Source organism: Enterobacter cloacae complex sp. 2022EL-00981, assembly GCF_028737495.1.
In the GTDB taxonomy this organism is placed as follows: Bacteria; Pseudomonadota; Gammaproteobacteria; order Enterobacterales; family Enterobacteriaceae; genus Enterobacter; species Enterobacter cloacae.
The window spans coordinates 13,788-38,123 of sequence record NZ_JAQZRK010000029.1 but is presented as its reverse complement, the minus strand read 5'-3'; the positions used below and the strand labels follow the sequence as shown (position 1 = coordinate 38,123).

The window sequence follows — 24,336 nt, the reverse complement described above, 5'->3', positions numbered from 1 at the left end:
AAAGGGCAGCATTTCACTTGAGGGTAGAATGGATAATTTCCAGAAAGATATTGATGACAGGGCAAATCTCACCCTGTCGAATCGTTTTGAGCTGTTGCTGTTCCGTCTGGGCACGTCTCTGAATGAAAATAAATCCGAACTGTTTGGCATTAACGTCTTTAAGCTGCGTGAAATTGTGCCGATGCCGGAGTTCACCAAACCCGCAGGGATGAAGTCCCCGCTGATGGGGATGGTGAATATCCGCGATCAGGTGATCCCGGTGATCGACCTGGCCGCGGTGGCGGGCTGTAAGCCGACGACGGGGCTCAACATCCTGCTGATCACCGAATATGCCCGCAGCGTGCAGGCGTTTGCGGTGGAATCGGTTGAGAACATCATGCGCCTCGACTGGAAGCAGGTTCACGCGGCGGAAACCGCCGTCAGCGGACGTTACATCACCAGTATCGCCTGTCTGGACGAAAAGACCGATACCAACGAGCTGGCGATGGTGCTGGACGTTGAGCAGATCCTGTATGACATCACGCCGGCCAACCACGATCTGCACGCCACGAATCTGCAGACCACTAAGTTCCACATCAAGCCCGGCGCTGTGGCGATTGTAGCGGAAGATTCCAAAGTCGCGCGTTCCATGCTGGAGAAGGGTCTGCAGGCTATGGAGATCCCGGCGCAGCTGCATATCACCGGTAAAGACGCATGGGAGAAAATTGGCGTGCTGGCCGCGCAGGCGCAGGCTGAAGGGGTGCCGATCACCGATAAAATTGCCCTGGTGCTGACCGACCTCGAAATGCCAGAGATGGACGGTTTCACGCTGACGCGCAAAATCAAAACCGACCCGCTGCTGAAAGATATACCTGTTGTGATCCACTCTTCGCTTTCGGGCAACGCCAACGAAGATCATATTCGTAAAGTGAAGGCCGACGGCTACGTGGCGAAGTTTGAGCTGAACGAGCTGTCGTCGGTGATTGAAGAGGTGCTGGACCGTTCGATGAAGAAGATTGACGGGCCGTTGATTAGCAGGAAACAGCTGGCTTAAGTCTGGTGCGGGCTGGTGCCCTCACCCCGTCCCTCTCCCACAGGGAGAGGGCGAAAACCATAAAAAAACCCGCCGAGGCGGGTTTTTTGCTTTTACATCAGCGGCATTGCTCGCTGCACGATATCAATCAGCGGCTGCGGATAGATACCGAAGATCAGCACCAGCAGCGCGGAGATCAGCACCACAATACCACCGGCGCTGTACTGCCAGTTGCCTGGTGCGTCGCGGTTGAGCTGCTGAGGCGCGCTCAGGTACAGGCTCACGGCCACACGCAGATAGTAGTACAGACCGATTGCCGAGCCGATAACCACGCCCGCAGTCAGCCACCACAGGTGCGCCTGCACACCGACAGCCAGCACGTAGAACTTACCGATGAAGCCCAGCGTCATTGGGATACCCGCCAGAGAGAGCATCATCACGGTCATCACCGCAGACAGGATCGGACGGTGCCAGAACAGGCCACGGTAGGAGAACAGTGAATCTGCATCCGGGCCACGGTACGGGCTGGACATCAGGCTCACCACGCCGAACGCGCCGAGGCTGCTGAACAGGTAACCGGCCAGGTAAACGCCTACGGTTTCCATCGACATCTCGCCGCTCTGCAGCGCAATCAGTGCCACCAGCAGGTAGCCCAGATGAGAGATGGAGGAGTAACCCAGCAGACGTTTAATGTTGGTCTGGCTCAGCGCCATCAGGTTACCGAAGATGATGGAGACGAACGCGATAATCCCCAGCACCGTGCGAACTGCTTCGCTGTCACCTACCGGTGCGTACAGGAACAGGCGCATGACCACACCGAAGATAGCGATTTTGCTCGCCGTCGCCAGGAAGGTAGAAACCGGCGCCGGTGCGCCCTGGTAAACATCCGGGGTCCACAGGTGGAACGGAACCAGAGAGAGTTTAAAGCCGAGGCCAACAATCATCATGCCCAGACCCGCCAGCAGCAGCGGCTCGTGCAGCATGCCGTCGCCGAGACTCTTGCCAAGCGCCATGAACGAAAGGTTACCGGTCTGCGCGTACAGCAGCGCAATACCAAACAACAGGAAGGACGAGGCAGCAGCAGACAGGATGGTGTACTTGATGCTCGCTTCCAGAGAGCGCTTCTGACGGAAGGCATAACCAATCAGGCCGAACAGCGGCAGAGAGATAAGCTCAATGCCGAGGAACAGCGCAGCCAGATGGTTTGCATTCGCCAGCAGAATGCCGCCGAGTGCGGCAATCAGTACCAGCAGGTAAAACTCTTCTTTGTTGTCGTTGTAGCCTTCGAGCCACGGATAGGCAAAGGTACAGGTCGCCAGGCTCGCCAGCAGAACCAGCCCCGTGTACAGCATGGCATAGCCGTCAACGCGCATCAGCGGGGTGACGTCCATCGCCCCGCCCTGGCCAACAAACCAAAGAGAGACTAACGCGGCGTTCAGTCCGATGACCGACAGCGTGGCATTCAGGAAGTGATTGCGTCGCCACGCAATGGAGAGCATCACAACCACCACCGTCAATCCGACGATCAGCAGCGGTAGCAGCGCGATCAGTTGTTGTGGAGTTATTGTCATGGCGAATTACGGCCTTGTAGTAGAAGCAGAATTAACAAACCACTGCTGGATATTACCCATCGCGGAGTGCGAGGTATCCAGAATCGGCTGCGGGAAGAAGCCCAGCAGCACCAGCAGTACGACCAGCAGCAGGATGATGAACAGTTCACGCAGCGACATCCCCGGCAGTTCTTGTGCAGCAATTTCGCTCTTCGCTTTACCGAAGTAAGCACGGTGCAGCATCGCCAGCGAGTAGACGGACGCGAACACCAGACCAAAGGTGGAGATGACGGTAATCATCGGTACCACTTTGAAGCTGCCGAACAGAATCATAAATTCGCCGACGAAGTTACCGGTACCTGGCATACCCAGGGTCGCCACCGCGAAGAACATAGACAGCGCCGGCAGCCACTTAATTTTACTCCACAGACCACCCATCATACGCATGTCACGGGTATGCAGACGTTCGTACAGCTGACCACAGAGGATGAAGAGACCGGCTGCGGACAGACCGTGTGCAATCATCTGGATCACCGCGCCCTGGTACGCCAGCTGGCTGCCGGTGTAGATAGCAATCAGCACGAAGCCCATGTGGGAAACGGAGGTGTACGCAATCAGACGTTTGATGTCGTACTGCGTGAACGCCATCCAGGCACCGTAGAAGATACCAATCACACCCAGCCACATGGCAATCGGTGCGAACTCAGCGGACGCGTTCGGGAACAGTGGCAGCGCGAAACGCAGCAGACCGTAGGCTGCCGTTTTCAGCAAGATGCCCGCCAGGTCAACAGAACCTGCGGTTGGCGCCTGAGAGTGCGCGTCTGGCAGCCAGCCGTGCAGTGGTACGACCGGCATTTTCACCGCGAAGGCGATGAAGAAGCCGAGCATCAGCAGGTATTCCACACCGTGAGACATCGGGGTCTTCAGCAGGTCTTCGTAGTTGAAGGTCCAGACACCGGTCGCATTGTGGTGCACAAACACCAGCGCCAGAATGGCAATCAGCATCACCAGACCACTCGCCTGGGTATAGATGAAGAACTTGGTGGCCGCCGTGATACGCGTTTTACCGTCGGACGCCTTATGGCCCCACAGCGCGATCAGGAAGTACATCGGCACCAGCATCATCTCCCAGAAGAAGAAGAACAGGAACATGTCGATGGCAAGGAACACGCCGATTACGCCGCCCAGGATCCACATCAGGTTCAGGTGGAAGAAGCCCTGGTATTTTTCGATTTCTCGCCAGGAGCAAAGTACCGCCAGAACGCCGAGCAGACCGGTCAGCACCACCATCAGCAGCGACAGACCGTCAATCGCCAGGTGGATCGTAATGCCGAAACGCGGGATCCACGGCAGGATAAACTCAGACTGCCACTGCGGAATGCCCGCAGACTGGGTCAGGGAGTAGCCACCCTGCAACCAGAGTTGCAGACCAAGCGCGAGCGTCAATCCCATGGTGATCAGCGCGATCCAGCGCGGCATCTTCACGCCAAAGCGTTCAGTCTGCCAGCACAGGAAGCCGCCGATGAAGGGAATTAATATTAGCCAGGGTAGTAACATGGCGATTTACATTCCTTTTTAAGGCCCCCAGCAGGGGCCTGATTTTCAACGAATTCGAATAAAATTCACTTTACGATCAACGCAACACCATCAGCAGCGCCAGCACGACAACCGCACCGATGCTCATGGACGCCACATACCAGCGCAGGTAACCGTTCTCGCTGTACAGCAGGCCTTTACCTGCAAAGCGGGAGAGGATCGCCGGGATATTCATCAGGCTGTTCAGTGGGTCGCGCTTCAACAGCCACGCAATGCCCAGGAACGGCTTAACGAAGATCATGTCGTACAGCCAGTCGAAGCCCCACGCGTTGTACCACCAGGTGCCCAGCAGGCGGCCTGGCGCACTGTTGGCAACGGCAGTCACCAGCGTGCGTTTGCCCAGCCACAGCCATGCAGCAATCAGAATGCCTGCGATAGCAACCACACCAGAGGTGATTTCAAGCGTCAGAACGCGACCGTGCTCAAGCTCGATGGTGTCTGGCAGTACGCCCTGCAGCGGTGGCACAATCATCGCGCCAACGAAGGTGGAGAGTACCAGCAGCACAATCAGCGGCAGGTGGTGAGTAATCCCCTTCCCTGCGTGAGCGTGAATTTGTTCTTTACCGTGGAATACGATGAAAATCATACGGAAGGTATACAGGGAGGTCATAAACGCACCGACCAGACCCGCAACCATCAGATTGATATGACCATTCGCCATGGCACCGGCAAGGATTTCGTCCTTACTGAAGAAGCCCGCGGTAATTAGCGGCAGTGCCGCCAGCGCCGCGCCGCCCACCAGGAAGCAGACATACACCAGCGGGATGGACTTACGCAGTCCGCCCATCTTGAAGATGTTCTGCTCGTGATGGCAGGCCAGGATCACGGAACCGGATGAGAGGAACAGCAGCGCTTTAAAGAACGCGTGCGTCATCAGGTGGAAAATCGCCGCGTCCCACGCCTGAACGCCCAGCGCCAGGAACATGTAGCCAATCTGGCTCATGGTGGAATAAGCAAGAACGCGTTTGATGTCGGTCTGCACCAGCGCGGCAAAGCCTGCCAGCACCAGCGTGACCGCACCGACGATACCCACCAGATGCAGAATTTCCGGGGTCATCAGGAACAAGCCATGGGTACGCGCAATCAGGTACACACCGGCGGTAACCATGGTCGCGGCGTGGATCAGCGCGGAGACAGGGGTTGGACCCGCCATCGCGTCGGCCAGCCATGTCTGCAACGGCAGCTGTGCAGATTTACCCACAGCACCACCCAGCAGCATCAGCGTTGCCCACCACAGCATGTTGTTGCCTGCTGCGAAGTGTGCAGGCGCCAGTTCCACCATTTCGCGGAAGTTCAGCGTGCCCAGTTCGTTATAGAGAATGAACAGCGCGAACGCGAGGAAGACGTCACCCACACGGGTCACGACGAACGCTTTCATGGCCGCTGCGCCATTCTTCGGATCGGTGTAGTAGAACCCGATCAGCAGGTACGAACAGAGACCCACGCCTTCCCAGCCCAGATACATCAGCAGCAGGTTATCGGCCAGCACCAGAACCACCATGCTGGCGATAAACAGGTTGGTGTAGGCGAAGAAGCGGGAGTAGCCCTCTTCACCGCGCATGTACCAGGAGGCGAACATATGGATCAGGAAGCCCACGCCGGTCACCACGGAGAGCATGGTCAGCGAGAGACCATCCAGCACCAGGTTAAAACCGATGTTGAAATCACCGACCGACATCCAGGTCCACAGCGGCACGCTGAAGGCCTGACGCCCGTTGTTGAAGAAATCGATACCCGCATACGCTGTTACCAGCGCAGCCAGACCGACAGATCCCATGCCGACGGTCGCAGACAGATTCTCAGACCAGCGGCCGCGAGAAAACGCCAGCAGCACGAAGCCAATCAGCGGAAAAATAATGGTTAAGGCAAGCATGTTCATCCACGCAACTCACTTACTGAATCGATGTTCAGGTTCTGGCGGCGACGATGGAGCTGCAGCAACAGCGCCAGGCCAATACTCGCTTCGGCAGCCGCGAGGCTGATGGCGAGAATGTACATCACCTGGCCATCGGTCTGGCCCCAGTAGCTACCGGCGACCACGAAGGCCAGCGCGGAGGCGTTAATCATGATTTCCAGACCGATCAGCATAAACAGCAGATTGCGGCGGATAACCAGACCGGTTAAGCCCAGAACGAATAAAATCGCAGCGAGGATCAGTCCATGTGTTAAGGGGATCATGCGCGTTCCTCCGTTTTTCTTTTCGCGCGGTCGTCAGTGCGGTTGCTCAGCACCTCACCAGCACGCTCTTCGCGGCCAACGTGGAAGGCAACAACCAGACCCGCCAGCAGCAGCATAGAGGCCAGTTCAACCGCCAGAACGTATGGGCCAAACAGCGTGATACCCACTTCTTTCGCGCCGATTGGCGTACCGTCGATGCCCTGGTCGTTCACGCCGAGAATGGCATAAACAATTACCACCAGCATGATGGCCGACAAAATTGCCGGGCCAATCCACACCTGCGGTTTTAACCACTGACGTTCCTGCTCAATTTCAGAGCCGCCCAGGTTCAGCATCATCACCACGAAGACGAACAGCACCATGATGGCACCGGCGTAAACGATGATTTCCAGCGCACCGGCAAAGTGCGCGCCGAGCGCAAAGAACACCCCGGAAATAGCCAGCAGCGAAATGATTAAGTACAGCAGCGCATGCACCGGATTGGTGTGCGTAATCACTCGTAGCGTAGCCAGGATGGCGATAAGGCCACAGATATAAAAAGCGAATTCCATTGCCCTCTCCTTACGGTAACAGGCTCTTGACGTCGATAGGCTTGGCTTCGTTCTCTGCTTCGCCCTTATCTTTGCCGTCGATTGCCATACCCGCCATCCGGTAGAAGTTATATTCCGGGTATTTGCCCGGACCGGAAATCAGCAGATCCTCTTTCTCGTACACCAGGTCCTGACGCTTGTACTCACCCAGTTCGAAGTCCGGGGTGAGCTGAATCGCCGTGGTTGGGCACGCTTCTTCACACAGACCACAGAAGATGCAGCGTGAGAAGTTGATGCGGAAGAACTCAGGGTACCAGCGGCCGTCTACCGTCTCTGCTTTCTGCAGAGAGATACAGCCTACCGGACACGCTACCGCACACAGGTTACAGGCAACGCAGCGCTCGGAACCGTCCGGGTCGCGCGTCAGCACGATACGGCCACGGTAGCGCGGCGGCAGATATACCGGCTCTTCCGGGTACATCCGGGTTTCGCGTTTGGCAAACGCGTGCAGGCCGATCATCCAGATACTGCGTACCTGGGTACCGAAGCCTACCAGTAATTCTTTTAAGGTCATGGTCTATAGCCCCTTATGGCTGCTGCCAGAGAATGACAGCCGCCGTTACCAACAAGTTGACGAGCGTCAGCGGCAGGCACACTTTCCAGCCGAAGGACATTACCTGGTCATAACGCGGACGCGGTAACGCTGCGCGAATCAAAATGAACATCATCATGAAGAACGCGGTTTTCAGCGCGAACCAGATGAACGGCGGTAAGAACGGGCCATGCCAGCCACCAAAGAACAGCGTTACCATCAACGCGGAAATGGTGACGATACCGATGTACTCGCCCACGAAGAACAGACCGAATTTCATACCGGAATATTCAATGTGGTAACCGTCGGCCAGTTCCTGTTCGGCTTCTGGCTGGTCAAACGGGTGACGGTGACACACCGCCACGCCCGCGATAGCAAAGGTAACAAAACCAAAGAACTGCGGGATAACGTTCCAGATGTCGGCCTGGTTGTTAACGATGTCGGTCATGTTGAATGAACCGGCCTGCGCCACCACGCCCATCAGGGAGAGCCCCAGGAACACTTCGTAGCTCAGCGTCTGCGCGGAAGCACGCATCGCACCCAGCAGCGAGTATTTGTTGTTACTGGACCACCCTGCGAACAGTACCGCGTAAACCGCGAGACCTGCCATCATCAGGAAGAACAGAATGCCGATGTTCAGGTCAGCCACCACCCAGGTCGGGCTGACAGGAACGATAGCAAACGCCAGCAGCAGCGAGGTGAAGGCGATCATCGGTGCCAGCGTAAAGATCACGCGATCCGAGAAGCGTGGGATCCAGTCCTCTTTGAAGAACATCTTGATCATGTCCGCGACCAGCTGGAGTGATCCCCCCCAGCCAACGCGGTTTGGTCCATAACGGTTCTGGAACAGACCAAGCAGACGACGTTCACCAAAGCTCATGAACGCACCACAGGTGACCACCACCAGCAGAATGACAATCGCTTTCAGAATGCTCAGCAGGATGTCGATAAGATCCGGCGTTAACCAACTCATGCTTTTGCCTCCTGCAGGTTATCAAGACGTGCACCCGCCAGTACCGGCGCGATGCCAGGCATACCCATCGGCAGACCGACCTGCCCTGCTGTCAGGCTTTCAGAGATAATCAGCGGCAGGCTGATGGTCTGGCCCTCGTAGCTAAAGGCAATGTTCGCACCCGCGTTAACGCCAAGCTTCGCGGCGTCTGCCGGGTTGAGCTTGATGTACGGCTGCGGCATACGCTGCTGGAATACCGGTGAACGCTGGGACAGCTCGTCGCTACCAAACAGATGGTAGTACGGCGCAATACGCCAGCTACCGTCCTGCGCCTGGAAGCTCGCCGGAACGGTCGTGAAGAAGTCCAGACCGGTTTCGGAGGCTTCAATCAGACGCACGCCCGGATCGCCGTGACGCAGTGAACCGCCCACTTCCGCCTGGAACTTGTTCCACGCCTGCGGGGAGTTCCAGCCCGGTGCCCATGCGAATGGGATCTGTGAACGCGGCGCAGACGGCTGGTTGTTCCCTTCCATGGAGAAGGCGAACATGGTGTCTTTATCCTGCGGCTGACGCGGTTCGTGCACGCTGATATTGGCACGCATCGCGGTACGGCCACTGTAACGGTGCGGTTCACGCGCCAGTTTCTGGCCGCGAATACGGAAGCTCGCTTCAGGCGCGGCATCTTTAATGCCCGCCAGCTGAGGCAGTTTTTCAACTACCGCATCGATAACGTGGTCGAGCTGCGTCCAGTCCACTTCACGGCTCTGCACGGTACTGTGCAGGGAGTGCAGCCAGCGCCAGCTTTCCAGCATCACGGTGTTGCTGTCGTAGTACGCCGGGTCATAAACCTGGAAGAAACGCTGTGCGCGGCCTTCGTTGTTGATAACCGTACCGTCGCTTTCTGCGAAGCTTGCCGCAGAGAGCACCAGGTGCGCTTTATCCATAATCGCGGTGCGCTGATGGTCGATTACCATCACCAGCGGTGCTTTAGAGAGCGCAGCGTCAACGCGCGCGGCAGAGGCATGGCGATGCAGGTCATTTTCCAGCACCACAACGGCGTCAGCAGCACCGGACTCCAGTTCGCTTAACGCTTCTTCCAGCGAGCCGCCGCCAATCATACCCAGACCGATGCTGTTCACCGCACGGGCAATCATGGTGACACCAACGTCCGCACCGCGGCCTTTCAGGGCTTTGGCGACGTTCGCTGCAGCCTGAATGATCTCGGCGCTACCGGCGTTAGTCCCGGAGATAATCAGTGGTTTCTTCGCCCCCGCCAGCGCCTGAACAATCACGTCGACTTTGCTTTGCAGGTCACGATCCAGTTCAACGGCCGGAGAATTGTTGTCCAGCGCATGAGCAATGGCAAAGCCAAGACGCGCCTGATCTTCAACCGGCGCGCAGTAGGTCCACGCGGCGATATCGTCCAGACGGGTGTTGTCGACGTTCGTCACAAACAGAGGATGCTTCGCGCGCTGGCCGATGTTAAGGATTGCCGCAATCTGCCAGTCAGCCACTTTCTGTGCCGCTGCCATTTCACGTGCTTTACCCTTCACCGCCTGTCGAACCGCCAGAGCCGCGCGAGCGCCTGTCTGCGTCAGATCTTCGCCCAGCACCAGAACCGCATCATACGATTCGATTTCGCGCAGCGCAGGGGTATGAATACCGCCTTCGCGCAGCACTTTCAGTACCAGCTGCAGACGTTCCTGCTCGCCCTGAGCGATACCGGTGTAGAAGTTTTCCGCCCCCACCAGCTCACGCAGCGCGAAGTTGCTTTCGATGCTGGCACGCGGGGAGCCGATACCGATCACTTTCTTCGACTGGCGCAGAATATCTGCCGCACCCTGCATCGCCTGTTCAGCGTTCAAGGTGATAAAGTCGTCGCCACGGCGCTGAACCGGCTGACGCGGACGGTCTTTCAGGTTCACATAGCCATAGCCGAAACGACCGCGGTCGCACAGGAAGTAATGGTTTACGGTACCGTTGTAACGGTTTTCGATACGACGCAGTTCGCCGTAGCGCTCACCCGGGCTGGTGTTACAGCCCAGCGAACACTGCTGGCAGATGCTTGGTGCAAACTGCATGTCCCACTTACGGTTGTAACGCTCGGAGTGAGTTTTATCGGTGAATACACCGGTCGGACAGATTTCTACCAGGTTACCGGAGAATTCGCTCTCAAGCGTACCGTCTTCCGGACGACCGAAGTAGACGTTGTCATGTGCGCCATACACGCCCAGATCCTGACCGTCTGCGTAATCTTTGTAGTAACGCACGCAGCGGTAGCAGGCGATGCAGCGGTTCATTTCGTGAGAGATGAACGGCCCCAGGTCCTGGTTACGGTGCGTACGTTTAGTAAAGCGATAGCGACGGAAACTGTGACCGGTCATTACGGTCATATCCTGAAGGTGGCAGTTGCCGCCCTCTTCACAGACCGGGCAGTCGTGCGGGTGGTTGGTCATCAACCATTCCACAACGCTTTCACGGAACTGTTTTGCTTCTTCGTCATCAATCGAAATAAAGGTGCCTTCGGTGGCTGGCGTCATACAGGACATCACCAGGCGACCACGCGTGTCTTCCGCGTTTTGATATTGCTTCACCGCACACTGGCGGCAAGCACCGACGCTGCCCAGCGCCGGATGCCAGCAAAAGTACGGAATATCGAGGCCAAGAGACAGACAAGCTTCCAGCAGGTTGTCCGCCCCGTTGACTTCGTATTCTTTGCCGTCTACATGAATCGTAGCCATTAGCATGCTTCCAGTTGTCTCGAATTGCTTCGAGCGTTAATCAAAATTCTGTTTTTACCAGCGTGCTTTCAGCAGGTTCGGCTGAATACCATTGATTGAATGGGTATTGCTGAACGGCTGCTTGATGCCTGCTTCGAATTCGTCGCGGAAATATTTAATCGCGCTCTGCAGCGGCTCGACGGCACCCGGTGCGTGGGCACAGAAGGTTTTGCCCGGCCCTAAGAATCGACACAGTTGCTCAAGTGTCTCGATATCACCAGGCTGGCCTTCGCCGCGTTCGATAGCACGCAGGATCTTCACGCTCCACGGCAGACCGTCACGGCACGGTGTACACCAGCCGCAGGACTCACGGGCGAAGAACTCTTCCAGGTTACGCACCAGCGAGACCATGCCGATCTCGTGGTCGACGGCCATCGCCAGCGCCGTACCCAGACGGCTGCCGGCTTTACCAATGCTTTCGAACTCCATCGGCAGGTCAAGGTGGGCTTCGGTCAGGAAGTCTGTCCCTGCCCCACCCGGCTGCCAGGCTTTAAATTTCAGGCCATCGCGCATGCCACCGGCGTAGTCTTCAAGAATTTCGCGGGCGGTGGTACCGAACGGCAGTTCCCAGACGCCAGGGTTTTTCACGCGGCCGGAGAAGCCCATCAGCTTGGTACCGGCATCTTTGCTTGAGGAGATGCCCTGATACCACTCCACGCCGTTGGCGAGGATAGCCGGAACGTTACACAGGGTTTCGACGTTGTTCACACAGGTCGGTTTACCCCACACGCCGGAGCTTGCCGGGAACGGCGGCTTGGAACGCGGGTTCGCACGGCGGCCTTCCAGGGAGTTAATCAGCGCGGTCTCTTCACCGCAGATATAACGCCCTGCACCGGTGTGCACGAACAGCTCGAAGTCAAACCCGGTGCCGAGAATGTTCTTGCCAAGCAGGCCCGCTTCGGTCGCTTCGGCAATCGCGCGACGCAGGTTTTCCGCCGCTTCGATGTACTCACCGCGCAGGAAGATGTAACCACGGTACGCTTTCAGCGCGAACGCGGAGATCAACATGCCTTCCACCAGCAGGTGCGGCAGTTGCTCCATCAGCAGACGGTCTTTATAGGTACCCGGCTCCATTTCATCCGCGTTACACAGCAGGTAACGGATGTTCATGGATTCATCTTTTGGCATCAGGCTCCACTTCAGACCGGTGGAGAAGCCCGCGCCGCCGCGGCCTTTCAGACCCGACTCTTTCACCGCATTAACGATGTCGTCTGGCGCCATGCCGCCCAGGGCTTTACGCGCCCCGGCATAGCCGTTTTTGCTCTGGTATTCGTCGAGCCATACCGGCTGTTTGTCATCGCGCAGACGCCAGGTCAGCGGATGCGTCTCAGCAGTACGAATTACAGTTTTCATTTGTACTGCTCCAGCAGGTCAGGAATGGCTTCCGGCGTCAGATGGCTGTGAGTATCCTCATCAATCATCATGGTCGGCCCCTTGTCGCAGTTACCCAGGCAGCAGGTTGGCAGCAGAGTAAAGCGACCATCGAACGTGGTCTGGCCCGGCTTGATATTGAGTTTTTTCTCAATCGCAGCCTGAATGCCCTGATAACCGGTAATGTGGCAGACAACGCTGTCACAGTAGCGGATCACATGGCGGCCCACCGGCTGACGGAAGATCTGGCTGTAGAACGTGGCTACGCCTTCTACGTCACTGGCCGGGATACCCAGCACTTCTGCGATCGCATAGATCGCCCCATCCGGCACCCAACCACGCTGTTTCTGTACGATTTTCAGCGCTTCAATGGACGCCGCACGCGGGTCTTCGTAGTGATGCATCTCGTGCTCAATGGCGGCACGCTCTGCTTCACTCAGCTCAAAAGCCTCGGTTTGTGGTTGTTGATTCTCGTGCATAATTAGCGGTCCACATCTGACATAACAAAATCGATACTACCCAGATACACAATCAGGTCGGAGACCAGACTGCCGCGGATGGCGGACGGGATCTGCTGCAGGTGCGCAAAGCTCGGCGTACGCACGCGGGTACGGTAGCTCATGGTGCTGCCGTCACTGGTCAGGTAGTAACTGTTAATACCCTTGGTCGCTTCGATCATCTGGAAGGATTCTTGTGCCGGCATGACCGGGCCCCAGGAAACCTGCAGGAAGTGGGTGATCAGGGTTTCGATATGCTGCAGCGTGCGCTCTTTCGGTGGCGGCGTCGTCAGCGGGTGATCCGCCTTGAACGGGCCTTCCGGCATGTTGTTGAGGCACTGCTCAAGGATGCGCAGACTCTGACGCAGCTCTTCTACTTTCAGCATCACGCGGGTATAGCAGTCGGAAACACCGCCGCCAACCGGGACTTCAAAGTCGAAGTTCTCATAGCCAGAGTAAGGACGCGCTTTACGCACGTCGAAATCAATACCGGTCGCACGCAGGCCAGCACCGGTGGTCCCCCACTCCAGCGCCTCTTTCGCGCCGTAGGCAGCAACGCCCTGGGAACGGCCTTTCAGGATGGAGTTACGCAGCGCGGCTTTCTCATACGAGGCCAGACGTTTCGGCATCCAGTCGAGGAATTCACGCAGCAGACGGTCCCAGCCGCGCGGCAGATCGTGTGCCACACCGCCGATACGGAACCAGGCCGGGTGCATACGGAAACCGGTAATCGCTTCCACCAGATCGTAAATTTTCTGACGGTCGGTAAAGGCGAAGAAGACCGGGGTCATCGCGCCAACGTCCTGAATGAACGTGGAGATGTACAGCAGATGGCTGTTAATACGGAACAGTTCTGACAGCATAACGCGAATCACGTTAACGCGATCCGGCACAGTGATGCCTGCCAGTTTCTCAACGGCCAGCACGTAAGGCATTTCGTTTACGCAGCCGCCGAGGTACTCGATACGGTCGGTATACGGAATGTAGCTGTGCCAGGACTGACGCTCGCCCATTTTCTCAGCACCACGGTGGTGGTAACCGATATCCGGAACGCAGTCGACAATCTCTTCGCCATCAAGCTGAAGAATAATACGGAATGCACCGTGCGCAGACGGGTGGTTTGGACCGAGGTTGAGGAACATGAAGTCCTCGTTTTCGGTACCACGCTTCATGCCCCAGTCTTCCGGCTTGAAGGTCAGCGCTTCCATCTCCAGATCCTGCTTGGCTTTGGTCAGCTCAAACGGATCGAATTCAGTCGCACGTGCCGGGTAGTCTTTACGCAGCGGATGGCCGGTCCAGGTCTGCGGCATCATGATGCGCGTCAGATGCGGGTGGCCGTCGAAGGTCATACCGAACATTTCCCAGGTTTCACGCTCGTACCAGTTGGCGTTCGGGAAAAGTTTTGTGAGCGTCGGCAGATGCATGTCGTTTTCAGACAATGCCACCTTGAGCATGATATCCGTATTGCGGTCTATTGAGATCAGGTGGTAGAAAACGGAAAAATCCGCAGCAGGGAGACCCTGGCGGTGCGTGCGCAGACGTTCATCCATGCCGTGTAAGTCAAACAGCATGACGTAAGGTTTTGGCAATTTCTTGAGGAAATCGACAACTTCCAGCAATTGTTCACGCTTCACCCAAACAACGGGTACCCCGGTGCGGGTCGCCTGAACAGTAAAGGCATCCGGCCCAAAACGGTTGCGCAGTTCGCCAATGACGGGGTCATCCAGATGATCCCGGGTCTGCCAGGCGGCTTCTTGCGCGGTTAAGTCGGTCATATTGTTCACCATTGCAAATGGTCCGTGGTGACTGTTAAGCCTGGCTTCGCGCTATTTGAGTAGTGATATGCGAAGGTGTTCTCCAGGCCCACAGGCGCAAATTAAATTTCGTCAGGCGTACGCAGGTTGGTGACGGCAATACGTTCACCACGTTTACGCTCGCGCTCAGACTGCATGTTCGCGCGATAGACACCCTGATCGCCAACAACCCACGACAGCGGGCGGCGTTCTTTACCGATAGACTCCTGCAGCAGCATCAGCGCTTGCATGTAAGCTTCCGGACGTGGCGGGCAACCCGGGATGTATACATCCACTGGAATAAACTTATCTACGCCCTGCACAACGGAATAAATGTCGTACATACCGCCAGAGTTTGCACATGCGCCCATGGAGATAACCCATTTTGGCTCCAGCATCTGGTCATAAAGACGCTGAATAACCGGTGCCATCTTGGTAAAGCACGTACCGGCCACCACCATCAGGTCAGCCTGACGTGGGGATGCACGCAGTACCTCTGCCCCAAAACGCGCAACGTCATGCACCGCAGTGAATGACGTCACCATTTCAACGTAGCAGCAGGAAAGGCCAAAGTTGTATGGCCAGATGGAGTTCTTACGACCCCAGTTGACCATATCGTGCATGGCATGTTCGAGCTTGCCCATGTACACGCTTTTATTGACTTCTTGCTCCAGGGGGTCGGTTACGATCTCCTGTTTTTGCAGGGGGTAACGGTCATTCTCACCGTTAGGATCTATGCGGGTGAGCGTATAATCCATCTTATTGCCTCGCTGTTACTGCTGACGATTAGAGATACTGTTTTCCGGGTTGATGTGTTCACGACGTGAACGCGCAGGCGTCCAGTCAAGCGCGCCAATACGCACCAGATAAACCAGACCGGCCAGTAGCACTAAAATGAAAATTGCGGCCTCGACAAAGCCTACCCAACCACTTTCGCGGATGGAGGTCGACCATGCGAAAAGGTAAAGCGCTTCCACGTCAAAGATGACGAAGAACATGGCTACCAAATAGAACTTGGCAGACAGGCGTAAGCGAGCGGAACCTACTGAATCAATACCTGATTCGAAAGGGGTGTTTTTGTGCCTTGCGCGGGCGCGACCGCCCAGGAACCAGCCGCCGACTAACATCAGGCAGCACAGGCCAATGGCTACAATAAGAAAGATTGCGAATGCCCAGTGATGAGCGATGACTTCTGTGGATGTTGACATACTCATTGCTTACTCATCAAAAGTGATACCAACGACACTGCTCTTGCTGGCAGATGGGCATCACATCGATTCATGGGGAGGAACAAATAACCTTACACTAACTGTCAGAAATGAGACGTAGACAGCAAAATGATGGGGTTTTTTACTCCTTTCTATAACCTATTGTCAACTTTAACAAAGGTTTCTTCACATTAAATTACATCGAGCGATTCTCATTAACATTTGGTGCCCTTTAACCCTGGTGGTTACCTGACTTTTCGTCAAATGCATGTTGTTGAATCGTGTCCGTTTTGGAAGTAAAAAAAATAACCCTCCTATTTTGACAGGATTTGCCAACGATTCCTCCCCCTAAATGGGAGTATTTTCTTGATCTGAGACACGCTTTTGTTAATTCAACCAGTAAAACGGCAACATCTTTCCTGTTTTATTAACATGCCGGGCGCGGGAAGGAAGTGAGAAAAGAATTTGTTCAGACTTTAATCAACTGTATTTTACTCATTGATAATTAAGAACTATTTTCATTTCACTCTCATTAGCGGAGAGAATTTGTGCAAAAAAAAGCCACTCCATGCGAAAATCGCACGAGTGGCATTTTTTTACACTTACATTTTGTTACCAGAATTTTGAGCTCTCGATCACTCAAAGTCACCTTCAACGATCAGGGAGTCATCCCCCCCTTCGTGGGTAACATGCTCGAACTGCCACGGGTTATGGTAGTTCTCCATTGCTTCGAACACCACTTTCGCCAGCTCGTTGTTACTGGACGTGTTGTGGCACAGCAGATACTCCGTATCCGGCAGCGGAGGGAGTCCATCGGATTTTCCCAGCACCCGCAGATCCGGGCTCATCATCTCCACCGGACGCGCCGTTACGCCAAGGCCGGCTTTGACCGCTGCGCGAACGGCAGGCAATGTGGAGGCCACATACGCCAGTCGCCACGGAATGTTGGCTTCGTTGAGCGCCGCCAGCACCATATCGCGGAATGGGCTCGGATCGTCCAGTAAGACCAGTGGAACAGGCTCGCCTTGCTGAAGCACATATTCCGCCGCGCAATACCAGTGCGTAGGAGACGTTCGCAGCGTCAGGCAATTAAATTGGCCGGGACGATGCGTGGTGACCACGAGGTCAACCTCGTTCTCTTTTAACATCTCAATCATAAAAGCATTACGCTTCACGCTAACATCCAGCGCAAGCTTCGGATAAACCGAACTGATTCGATTAAGAAGGAACGGCAATATAGTATCCGCTGACTCATCAGATGCACCTAACGTTAGCACACCCTGAAGGTTGCTAAACATTAATGACATACATGCTTCGTCATTAAAGCGAAGTATTTTCCTGGCATAACCCAGTAGCTGAATACCGTGTTCCGTTAAGAGCTTATTACGGCCATGACGGGCAAAAAGCTCTTTACCAACCAGTTGTTCCAGACGCTGCATTTGCTGACTGACGGCGGACTGGGTTCGGCAAACTGCGGCAGCAGCTGCTGCAAAAGTGTTGAGGTCTGCGACCGCAACAAACGTTCTCAGCAGATCGAGGTCGAGATTCATTATCGGACGATTTGCATTTATCATATCTATTCACTTTCAGGTTGCTCGTGCGGAGCTGCCCGGGTTGAAGCTGTGTGTAACAGTTAAGCAATTCCTTCTGGAGTTTTCCCTCGCATCCCGGCCCGGCAGACTGCCTGACAGATAGTTATTGTGCTGCTTTAGTGTATATATCAACAGTCAGAAAGCACGTTTCATGACGTTATTTTTATTCTCTTAAACGTTCAGGATATTTAGATGATCGCAGGTTAATGTAAATTACATTAAAGGTATGACACCTTTTCTGCCATCTTTATCGCAGCGCTGTCAACGTTGCAGGTTGTGCTTTGCACACGCCAGCCAGAGATAACTCCAACAATAACAATCAATTAATTCAGAAAATCAGGGCAAGATATACAAATCACATACGTCTTTCCTCTGCTTTCCTTAAAGACATCTTAACTCAAATCCACTTTATTTATAAGTCTTATCGCAATATTCAGGATTAAAGGTTGTTGTTAGGCTTCTAAACTAATTTTATTAAAATTAACTAAAGTTGCATTTTGTAGGTTAATAATAAATAAATTTTAATTTAGATTAAGGCCAATCATTAATAACACTTAACATTAATTTCACATGAGCAACTTTTAACCAAAGCCTACTATTACAGCGTGATCTATTGAAGCACTCAGATTTTACGAAAAGTCACTCAGGTAAACTTCCGCCTTAACCCTGGCCGCTATTTTATTTTTAATAGCACAATATGCAACAAAGATTAAAATTAACAGCACATTTAACCTAATAAAGTGCTTTCATGCATAACTTTAGACCAGAAAATTTCAACGCAGGCAGCGAAAGAGATTCAACAGAATTTTTTCTATTGCACAAAATCTTCTTCTGTTTACCCTTCAAAACGAAGCGAGGGGGGAGTACATTGTTCCGTGCTGACTTCCACGGCAGGGAGCGGCAATAATAGCGAAAAGGTTAAAGGTTCATGTCCCCTATCGAAAAATCCAGCAAGCTAGATAACGTCTGTTACGACATCCGTGGCCCGGTTCTCAAAGAGGCAAAACGCCTGGAAGAAGAAGGCAATAAGGTTCTGAAACTCAACATTGGTAACCCTGCGCCGTTTGGTTTTGAAGCGCCGGATGAAATCCTGGTTGATGTGATCCGCAACCTGCCTACTGCACAAGGCTATTGTGATTCAAAAGGACTCTACTCCGCACGCAAAGCCATTATGCAGCACTACCAGGCACGCGGTATGCGTGACGTTACCGTTGAGGATATTTATATCGGCAACGGCGTCTCTGAGCTGATCGTGCAGGCCATGCAGGCATTGCTGAACAGCGGCGACGAAATGCTGGTACCCGCCCCGGATTACCCGCTGTGGACGGCGGCCGTATCACTCTCAAGCGGTAAGGCGGTGCACTATCTCTGCGACGAATCCTCTGACTGGTTCCCGGACCTCGATGATATTCGTGCAAAAATCACCCCGCGTACGCGCGGCATCGTGATTATTAACCCGAACAACCCGACGGGTGCCGTCTACTCTAAAGCGCTGCTGATGGAGATCGTGGAGATCGCCCGTCAACATAACCTCATCATCTTCGCTGATGAAATTTACGACAAGATCCTGTATGACGCCGCGCAGCACCACTCTATCGCCGCGCTGGCGCCAGACCTGCTGACCGTCACCTTTAACGGCCTGTCTAAAACTTACCGTGTGGCCGGTTTCCGCCAGGGCTGGATGGTCCTGAACGGTCCGAAAAAACATGCGAAAGGTTACATTGAAGGGCTGGAGATGCTGGCTTCCATGCGTTTGTGTGCCAACGTTCCGGCCCAGCACGCGATCCAGACGGCGCTGGGCGGTTATCAGAGCATCAGCGAGTTCATCGTGCCCGGCGGCCGCCTGTACGAACAGCGTAACCGCGCCTGGGAGCTGATCAACGACATCCCTGGCGTCTCATGCGTGAAGCCTAACGGTGCGCTTTACATGTTCCCGAAAATCGACGCGAAGCGCTTCAACATTCACGATGACCAAAAAATGGTGCTTGATTTCCTGCTGCAAGAAAAAGTGCTGCTGGTTCAGGGCACGGCCTTTAACTGGCCATGGCCGGATCACGTTCGTATCGTGACGTTGCCGCGCGAAGACGACCTCGAAATGGCCATCAGCCGCTTCGGGCGGTTCCTCTCCGGCTACCACCAGTAACACAAGCATTCTGCCGGGTGGCGCTGCGCTAACCCGGCCTTCAAAATCCGCAAATTTGCATCTTCCCTCCCCTCCCCGCACAATGAAGTCTGTCGCAGTGAAGACAAAAGGTAACCTATGAGTCAGAGTCATTTTTTTGCCCACCTCTCCCGCCTGAAACTCATCAACCGCTGGCCTTTGATGCGCAATGTGCGCACCGAAAATGTCTCAGAACATAGTCTGCAGGTTGCAATGGTCGCGCATGCCCTTGCGGCCATTAAAAACCGCAAATTCAACGGTCAGGTCAATGCGGAACGTATCGCGCTGCTGGCGATGTATCACGATGCGTCAGAAGTGCTGACCGGGGATCTCCCCACGCCGGTGAAATACTTCAATTCGCAGATTGCACAGGAATATAAGGCCATTGAGAAGATTGCCCAGCAGAAACTGATTGAGATGGTCCCGGAAGAGCTACGCGACGTCTTTGAGCCGCTGATTGACGAACATCAGTATACGGAAGAGGAAAAGTCACTGGTGAAGCAGGCGGACGCGCTGTGTGCCTATCTGAAATGTCTGGAAGAGTTGTCCGCGGGGAATAACGAATTTTTACTGGCCAAAACGCGTCTGGAGAAGACGCTGGAATCCCGCCGCAGCGAAGAGATGGATTATTTTATGCAGGTGTTTGTGCCGAGCTTCCATTTATCGCTGGATGAGATCAGCCAGGATTCTCCGTTGTAATTTTTCGCCGGGTGGCGGCTTCGCCTTACCCGGCCAACGTTTCTGCGCTCACGCTAAAACGGGAATAACACCGGAATCAGCACCACACATACCAGCATCACCAGTATGGTGAACGGTACGCCAATCTTCACGAAATCGCTAAAGCGGTAATTCCCCGGCCCCAGTACCAGCGTGTTAACCGGCGAAGAGACCGGCGTCATAAACGCCGCAGAGGCCGCCATCGCCACCATCATTGCAAAGGGGTACGGCGACACGCCCATCGATTTCGCCATCGCCAGTGCAATGGGCGCCATCAGCACCGCCGTGGCGGTATTGGAAATGAACAGCCCTATCGTGGCGCACATCACGAACAGGCACACCATCATCATATACGGACCGTATCCCCCGCCGATGTCCATGAGCCCTTTAACCACTAAATCCACCCCACCGGTTTTTTGCAGGGCAAGGGCGAATGGCATCATCCCGACAATCAAAATGATGCTTGGCCAGTGAATTGCTTTATAGGCGCTCTCGGCATCAATACAGCGAAACTTGCCCATTAACAGGCAGGCAATAATCGCCGCCACCGGGTTCGGGATCTCGTCGGTGAGCATTAGTGCCACCATCAGCACCAGACAAAAAATGGCGTGAGGCGCCTGGCTGTGGGCCGGAGAGGCATCGCTCTCCTCAACGGGCATGTTGAGTACCACAAAATCGCGGCCTTTTTGGCCGAGCTGGCTGATAAGCTTCCAGTTACCCACCACGAGAAAAATATCGCCCAGCAGGATGGGCTCATCCACCACGGCCCCTTCCATCGCCACACCATCACGCTTCAGGCCGACGACATTAAGACCGTAGCGGGTACGGAACCCCATTTCACGCACGGTTTTGCCCAACAATTCCGATTCCGGGATCAGCGACACTTCCGCCATACCCACATCCAGCGCCTGGTCGGAGAAATACTCTCCGCGTAGCACCATCGGCTCCAGCAGCTGCTCGCTGCAAAACTCACGCAGATCGACCTCTGCGGTGGACATATCGATCAGCAGAACGTCACGCGCCCGGAATTCGGACACCCCGTTCACGTTGACGATGACCCGGCGAAAGCGACGCCAGCGCTCTACGCCGATCACGTTCGCGCCATACCGCTCGCGCAGCTTCAGGTCATCCAGGCGCTGGCCAACCATTGGCGAACCGGGGCGAATAGCCAGACGGCGGGCGCGGCCGGCCAGACGGTACTCTTTGATCAGATCGCGGAAGGTGCGTCGTTTCCAGCCATCTTTAGTTTTGTCCTGCTTCTCGCCTTTCAGGGCGAAGCGAGTCAGCAGCATATACACCACACCCATCAACAAAATGACCAGCCCAAGCGGGGTGACGCTGAAGAAGCTAAAGCCCTCCAGCCCTTCACGTATCAGCTCGCTGTTGACCACCAGGTTTGGCGGCGTGGCCACCAGGGTCATCATACCGCTGATGAGCCCGGCAAAGCTCAGGGGCATCATCAGGCGCGACGGTGAGGTTTGCATCCGCATGGAGACGCTCAACACCACCGGGATAAAGATGGCAACGACGCCCGTCGAGCTCATAAAGGCTCCCAGCCCGGCGACCGTAAGCATGAGGTAGATCAGCATTTTGGTTTCGCTGTTGCCGGCCACCCTCACCAGCCATGCCCCCACGAGTGTCGCCACGCCAGTGCGCACCAGCCCGTCGCCGATAATAAACAGCGCGGCAATCAGAATGACGTTGGGATCGCTAAACCCCGAGAAGGCTTCCGGCAGCGTGAGCGTACCGCTCAGCGCAAACGCAACGATAACAAACAAAGCGACGGCATCCATGCGCACTTTGCCTGTAGCAAACAGAATGATGGCGATTAAAAGCAGGCTGAGCACCCAAATCAGTTCACCGTTCACAACATGTCCTTGTCAGAGAGAGATGCGAAATTGTGCCATAAAAAAGCCCCAGCAGCGTGGGGCTAAATCATGGGATTACATTTTTAGCGAGACGGTTACAATACCGTCTGGCGCCTTAGCGATATCAAGCGCGGTCAGCGTATTGAGCACAAAGTCCGCCTCGTCCAGACGGGGAGAATCGGCCGGAACGTTGACGGCAATAACGTGGCTGCCGGCGTTCAATCCGGCCAGCACGCCCGCTGCCGCATCTTCCACCACCACGCACTCCGCCGGGGGGATGCCCAGCAGTTCTGCACCCAGCAAAAAGGCATCAGGTTCCGGTTTGCCGCGTTTTACGCGCTCAGCGGTAATGAACACGTCCGGCGTGGGTAAACCCGCCGCCTTATGACGAGCGTGAGCCACGGGAACCGAGCCGGAGGTGACAATGGCCCACGGAATTTGCGCTTCATTCAAATGCTCAAGCAGTTCACGAGCACCGGGTAACGCAGTAATGCCGTCCGTATCAGTGGCTTCAATGTGTTCCAGATATTTAAACTCTGCCTGAATTTCGTCCTCAGAGCGTCCCGCCAGAAAATGGCGGAGCGAGGTTATGGCCTGTTTGCCGTGGATAAAATTCAGCACGTCCTGATGGTCGATGCCATGTCTGTCCGCCCAATGGCACCATGAACGCTCTACAACCGGTAGCGAATCCACCAGCGTACCGTCCAGATCAAACAGAAAACCTCTACACTGCACACGCACCTCCGTCAGGCATTAATGATTTGTTGAATTTCGTTGCTGCTTAAGTGGTACTGGCGCGGGCAGGCGTGCCATGCGCTCAGCATGCGCTGGTATTTTTCCCACATAGGGGTCTGCGCGTTAAAGCCGTGGGAGCCCGCATCAAAGTGCGTATAACGCCCTTCTGTATTCACCATAAAGCGGACATAGCTCAGATAGCGCGCTTCCGTTGCGGCATCAAAGCCTAAGAAAGTGACGCGGCGCTCATCAATGGACTGCTGATCTTTCAGGTTGGTCCAGGACACGTGAAGCGCGTGGTACATCTCCATAATGTCGATCACGATGCGGCAGGTTTCTTCTTTCAGCTCGCCAAACTCGCGGTCCAGTTCACGCATCTGCAAACCAAAGCCGCGTTCGACGATAGTCTGCAGGCGGCTGTAGCGCTCAGCGTTATCGGGATCAAGCATAGTCATCATTTTGTACTGGTTGGACAAAATCAGACGTTGAGCATGGGTCATTTCCATCTTTCGACTCCTGTAGCGCATGGCACTTGAAAAAAAAGACACGGTAACGGTGTGTTACTGTGCCTTCTTTTATTAGTCGTTTCGATGATCAATCACAAATCATCGAGGAATGTTTTATCAAGTTGCTTAAAAGCTCGCTTAAGCGTGTCAGCCAGCGCCTGATAATCGGGCTTGCCTTCAACCGGAGCGAGTGCCTGACCGGCTTCTTCCAGTTTCCCGCGAACGTCATAAAACCAGTGTAAAATAGAAGGCGGCAGAGGTGTGATTGAACGCTTACCTAACCACCACAGCCCCTGCATCGGCAGGCTCAACGCAAAAAGCGCCGTCGCCACGGCAGGGCCGAGCTGTCCGCCCAGCGCAATTTGCCAGCAGAGGGTAAAAATAGCGACAGGAGGCATGAAGCGAATCGCGTAGCGCGTGGCGCGGATTGTGCGATTCTCAATGAACATGGGCGCAAGGCGTTTTTCCATCGGCCACGTCTTCGCGTAATGCTGTCCCCGACGAAACAGACTAAAAAAATTCACGGACGGGATCTCAGGTGTCGACATGGCATACCTCAACTTCACATATAAAAATTAAAATTTTCGTGCAAAACCACAACAAGCTATGACAACGTTCAAAATATTTTGTCATCACTACCCCGTATCGGGTATCCTGTGCCAGCCTGATAGGGCCGTAGACGAGAATCGTTAACTCGT

The 24,336-nt window shown here is 54.9% G+C and carries 21 protein-coding genes; 3 read left to right on the top strand and 18 right to left on the bottom strand.

Annotation, left to right across the window (positions count from 1 at the left end):
• Window positions 1-28: 28 nt before the first annotated feature.
• Window positions 29-1,033: a chemotaxis protein gene (locus tag PUZ33_RS20145; protein ID WP_013098100.1), complete on the top strand. Its 1,005-nt coding sequence runs from the start codon at window positions 29-31 to the stop codon at window positions 1,031-1,033.
• 92 nt (window positions 1,034-1,125) lie between these two features.
• On the opposite strand, the gene nuoN is transcribed toward PUZ33_RS20145, so the two are convergent.
• The 14 genes from nuoN to lrhA form a co-directional block, all read right to left on the bottom strand.
• Entirely contained in the window at window positions 1,126-2,583 is a 1,458-nt protein-coding gene (gene nuoN, locus PUZ33_RS20140; RefSeq protein ID WP_014832756.1) for an NADH-quinone oxidoreductase subunit NuoN, read from the bottom strand.
• A 6-nt stretch (window positions 2,584-2,589) separates the two neighbouring features.
• Entirely contained in the window at window positions 2,590-4,119 is a 1,530-nt protein-coding gene (gene nuoM, locus PUZ33_RS20135) for an NADH-quinone oxidoreductase subunit M (RefSeq protein ID WP_013098102.1), read from the bottom strand.
• 76 nt (window positions 4,120-4,195) lie between these two features.
• Window positions 4,196-6,037, bottom strand: a complete 1,842-nt coding sequence (gene nuoL, locus PUZ33_RS20130) for an NADH-quinone oxidoreductase subunit L (protein WP_058680709.1) — start codon at window positions 6,035-6,037, stop codon at window positions 4,196-4,198.
• A complete protein-coding gene (gene nuoK, locus PUZ33_RS20125; RefSeq protein ID WP_003861496.1) occupies window positions 6,034-6,336 on the bottom strand; it encodes an NADH-quinone oxidoreductase subunit NuoK in 303 nt (100 codons plus the stop codon). Before nuoK ends, nuoL begins: the two co-directional genes overlap by 4 nt.
• Window positions 6,333-6,887, bottom strand: coding sequence for an NADH-quinone oxidoreductase subunit J (nuoJ, locus tag PUZ33_RS20120; RefSeq protein ID WP_008500212.1), 555 nt, complete (start codon window positions 6,885-6,887; stop codon window positions 6,333-6,335). Before nuoJ ends, nuoK begins: the two co-directional genes overlap by 4 nt.
• A gap of 10 nt (window positions 6,888-6,897) precedes the next feature.
• Window positions 6,898-7,440, bottom strand: coding sequence for an NADH-quinone oxidoreductase subunit NuoI (gene nuoI / locus PUZ33_RS20115; RefSeq protein WP_003861491.1), 543 nt, complete (start codon window positions 7,438-7,440; stop codon window positions 6,898-6,900).
• 13 nt (window positions 7,441-7,453) lie between these two features.
• The gene (gene nuoH, locus PUZ33_RS20110; protein ID WP_013098104.1) at window positions 7,454-8,431 is read right to left on the bottom strand and encodes an NADH-quinone oxidoreductase subunit NuoH; all 978 of its coding nucleotides are present in this window, start codon (window positions 8,429-8,431) and stop codon (window positions 7,454-7,456) included.
• The gene (gene nuoG, locus PUZ33_RS20105; RefSeq protein WP_023621514.1) at window positions 8,428-11,151 is read right to left on the bottom strand and encodes an NADH-quinone oxidoreductase subunit NuoG; all 2,724 of its coding nucleotides are present in this window, start codon (window positions 11,149-11,151) and stop codon (window positions 8,428-8,430) included. Before nuoG ends, nuoH begins: the two co-directional genes overlap by 4 nt.
• 54 nt (window positions 11,152-11,205) lie before the next feature.
• Window positions 11,206-12,543, bottom strand: coding sequence for an NADH-quinone oxidoreductase subunit NuoF (nuoF, locus tag PUZ33_RS20100; RefSeq protein WP_003861487.1), 1,338 nt, complete (start codon window positions 12,541-12,543; stop codon window positions 11,206-11,208).
• Complete coding sequence (nuoE, locus tag PUZ33_RS20095) at window positions 12,540-13,040, bottom strand: NADH-quinone oxidoreductase subunit NuoE (RefSeq protein WP_003861486.1); 501 nt, start codon at window positions 13,038-13,040, stop codon at window positions 12,540-12,542. The genes nuoF and nuoE overlap by 4 nt, the downstream gene beginning before the upstream one ends.
• A gap of 2 nt (window positions 13,041-13,042) precedes the next feature.
• The gene (nuoC, locus tag PUZ33_RS20090) at window positions 13,043-14,845 is read right to left on the bottom strand and encodes an NADH-quinone oxidoreductase subunit C/D (RefSeq protein WP_013098106.1); all 1,803 of its coding nucleotides are present in this window, start codon (window positions 14,843-14,845) and stop codon (window positions 13,043-13,045) included.
• A gap of 89 nt (window positions 14,846-14,934) precedes the next feature.
• Window positions 14,935-15,609 carry an NADH-quinone oxidoreductase subunit NuoB gene (nuoB, locus tag PUZ33_RS20085; protein ID WP_003861482.1) on the bottom strand — a complete coding sequence of 225 codons (675 nt, stop codon included), beginning with the start codon at window positions 15,607-15,609 and terminating at the stop codon, window positions 14,935-14,937.
• A gap of 15 nt (window positions 15,610-15,624) precedes the next feature.
• Window positions 15,625-16,065 carry an NADH-quinone oxidoreductase subunit NuoA gene (gene nuoA, locus PUZ33_RS20080; RefSeq protein ID WP_014171000.1) on the bottom strand — a complete coding sequence of 147 codons (441 nt, stop codon included), beginning with the start codon at window positions 16,063-16,065 and terminating at the stop codon, window positions 15,625-15,627.
• Between the two features lie 629 nt (window positions 16,066-16,694).
• Window positions 16,695-17,633 (bottom strand): transcriptional regulator LrhA, encoded by a 939-nt coding sequence (lrhA, locus tag PUZ33_RS20075; protein WP_029881734.1) that lies wholly within the window; start codon window positions 17,631-17,633, stop codon window positions 16,695-16,697.
• Window positions 17,634-18,579: 946 nt separating this feature from the next.
• Here lrhA and alaA point away from each other — a divergent pair.
• Together alaA and yfbR are read left to right on the top strand one after the other, a co-directional pair.
• Window positions 18,580-19,794, top strand: a complete 1,215-nt coding sequence (alaA, locus tag PUZ33_RS20070; protein WP_013098109.1) for an alanine transaminase AlaA — start codon at window positions 18,580-18,582, stop codon at window positions 19,792-19,794.
• 117 nt (window positions 19,795-19,911) lie between these two features.
• The gene (yfbR, locus tag PUZ33_RS20065; protein WP_013098110.1) at window positions 19,912-20,511 is read left to right on the top strand and encodes a 5'-deoxynucleotidase; all 600 of its coding nucleotides are present in this window, start codon (window positions 19,912-19,914) and stop codon (window positions 20,509-20,511) included.
• Window positions 20,512-20,564: 53 nt separating this feature from the next.
• On the opposite strand, the gene PUZ33_RS20060 is transcribed toward yfbR, so the two are convergent.
• The 4 genes from PUZ33_RS20060 to yfbV all read right to left on the bottom strand — a co-directional run bounded on the left by PUZ33_RS20060 (window position 20,565) and on the right by yfbV (window position 24,186).
• On the bottom strand, window positions 20,565-22,397 hold the full coding sequence (locus PUZ33_RS20060; protein WP_020690639.1) for an SLC13 family permease: 1,833 nt from the start codon (window positions 22,395-22,397) through the stop codon (window positions 20,565-20,567).
• A 75-nt stretch (window positions 22,398-22,472) separates the two neighbouring features.
• A complete protein-coding gene (locus PUZ33_RS20055) occupies window positions 22,473-23,132 on the bottom strand; it encodes a sugar phosphatase (RefSeq protein WP_040022372.1) in 660 nt (219 codons plus the stop codon).
• 11 nt (window positions 23,133-23,143) lie between these two features.
• Window positions 23,144-23,638: a YfbU family protein gene (locus PUZ33_RS20050; protein WP_058680707.1), complete on the bottom strand. Its 495-nt coding sequence runs from the start codon at window positions 23,636-23,638 to the stop codon at window positions 23,144-23,146.
• 92 nt (window positions 23,639-23,730) lie between these two features.
• Complete coding sequence (gene yfbV / locus PUZ33_RS20045) at window positions 23,731-24,186, bottom strand: terminus macrodomain insulation protein YfbV (protein WP_020690637.1); 456 nt, start codon at window positions 24,184-24,186, stop codon at window positions 23,731-23,733.
• Window positions 24,187-24,336: the final 150 nt, after the last annotated feature.

What these genes read in the sequence shown, in the direction of transcription:
- PUZ33_RS20145 (WP_013098100.1), top strand. Translation starts at nt 29, where the DNA reads ATGGATAATTTCCAGAAAGATATTGATGACAGGGCAAATCTCACCCTG.
- nuoN (WP_014832756.1), bottom strand. Translation starts at nt 2,583, where the DNA reads ATGACAATAACTCCACAACAACTGATCGCGCTGCTACCGCTGCTGATC.
- nuoM (WP_013098102.1), bottom strand. Translation starts at nt 4,119, where the DNA reads ATGTTACTACCCTGGCTAATATTAATTCCCTTCATCGGCGGCTTCCTG.
- nuoL (WP_058680709.1), bottom strand. Translation starts at nt 6,037, where the DNA reads ATGAACATGCTTGCCTTAACCATTATTTTTCCGCTGATTGGCTTCGTG.
- nuoK (WP_003861496.1), bottom strand. Translation starts at nt 6,336, where the DNA reads ATGATCCCCTTAACACATGGACTGATCCTCGCTGCGATTTTATTCGTT.
- nuoJ (WP_008500212.1), bottom strand. Translation starts at nt 6,887, where the DNA reads ATGGAATTCGCTTTTTATATCTGTGGCCTTATCGCCATCCTGGCTACG.
- nuoI (WP_003861491.1), bottom strand. Translation starts at nt 7,440, where the DNA reads ATGACCTTAAAAGAATTACTGGTAGGCTTCGGTACCCAGGTACGCAGT.
- nuoH (WP_013098104.1), bottom strand. Translation starts at nt 8,431, where the DNA reads ATGAGTTGGTTAACGCCGGATCTTATCGACATCCTGCTGAGCATTCTG.
- nuoG (WP_023621514.1), bottom strand. Translation starts at nt 11,151, where the DNA reads ATGGCTACGATTCATGTAGACGGCAAAGAATACGAAGTCAACGGGGCG.
- nuoF (WP_003861487.1), bottom strand. Translation starts at nt 12,543, where the DNA reads ATGAAAACTGTAATTCGTACTGCTGAGACGCATCCGCTGACCTGGCGT.
- nuoE (WP_003861486.1), bottom strand. Translation starts at nt 13,040, where the DNA reads ATGCACGAGAATCAACAACCACAAACCGAGGCTTTTGAGCTGAGTGAA.
- nuoC (WP_013098106.1), bottom strand. Translation starts at nt 14,845, where the DNA reads ATGGTGAACAATATGACCGACTTAACCGCGCAAGAAGCCGCCTGGCAG.
- nuoB (WP_003861482.1), bottom strand. Translation starts at nt 15,609, where the DNA reads ATGGATTATACGCTCACCCGCATAGATCCTAACGGTGAGAATGACCGT.
- nuoA (WP_014171000.1), bottom strand. Translation starts at nt 16,065, where the DNA reads ATGAGTATGTCAACATCCACAGAAGTCATCGCTCATCACTGGGCATTC.
- lrhA (WP_029881734.1), bottom strand. Translation starts at nt 17,633, where the DNA reads ATGATAAATGCAAATCGTCCGATAATGAATCTCGACCTCGATCTGCTG.
- alaA (WP_013098109.1), top strand. Translation starts at nt 18,580, where the DNA reads ATGTCCCCTATCGAAAAATCCAGCAAGCTAGATAACGTCTGTTACGAC.
- yfbR (WP_013098110.1), top strand. Translation starts at nt 19,912, where the DNA reads ATGAGTCAGAGTCATTTTTTTGCCCACCTCTCCCGCCTGAAACTCATC.
- PUZ33_RS20050 (WP_058680707.1), bottom strand. Translation starts at nt 23,638, where the DNA reads ATGGAAATGACCCATGCTCAACGTCTGATTTTGTCCAACCAGTACAAA.
- yfbV (WP_020690637.1), bottom strand. Translation starts at nt 24,186, where the DNA reads ATGTCGACACCTGAGATCCCGTCCGTGAATTTTTTTAGTCTGTTTCGT.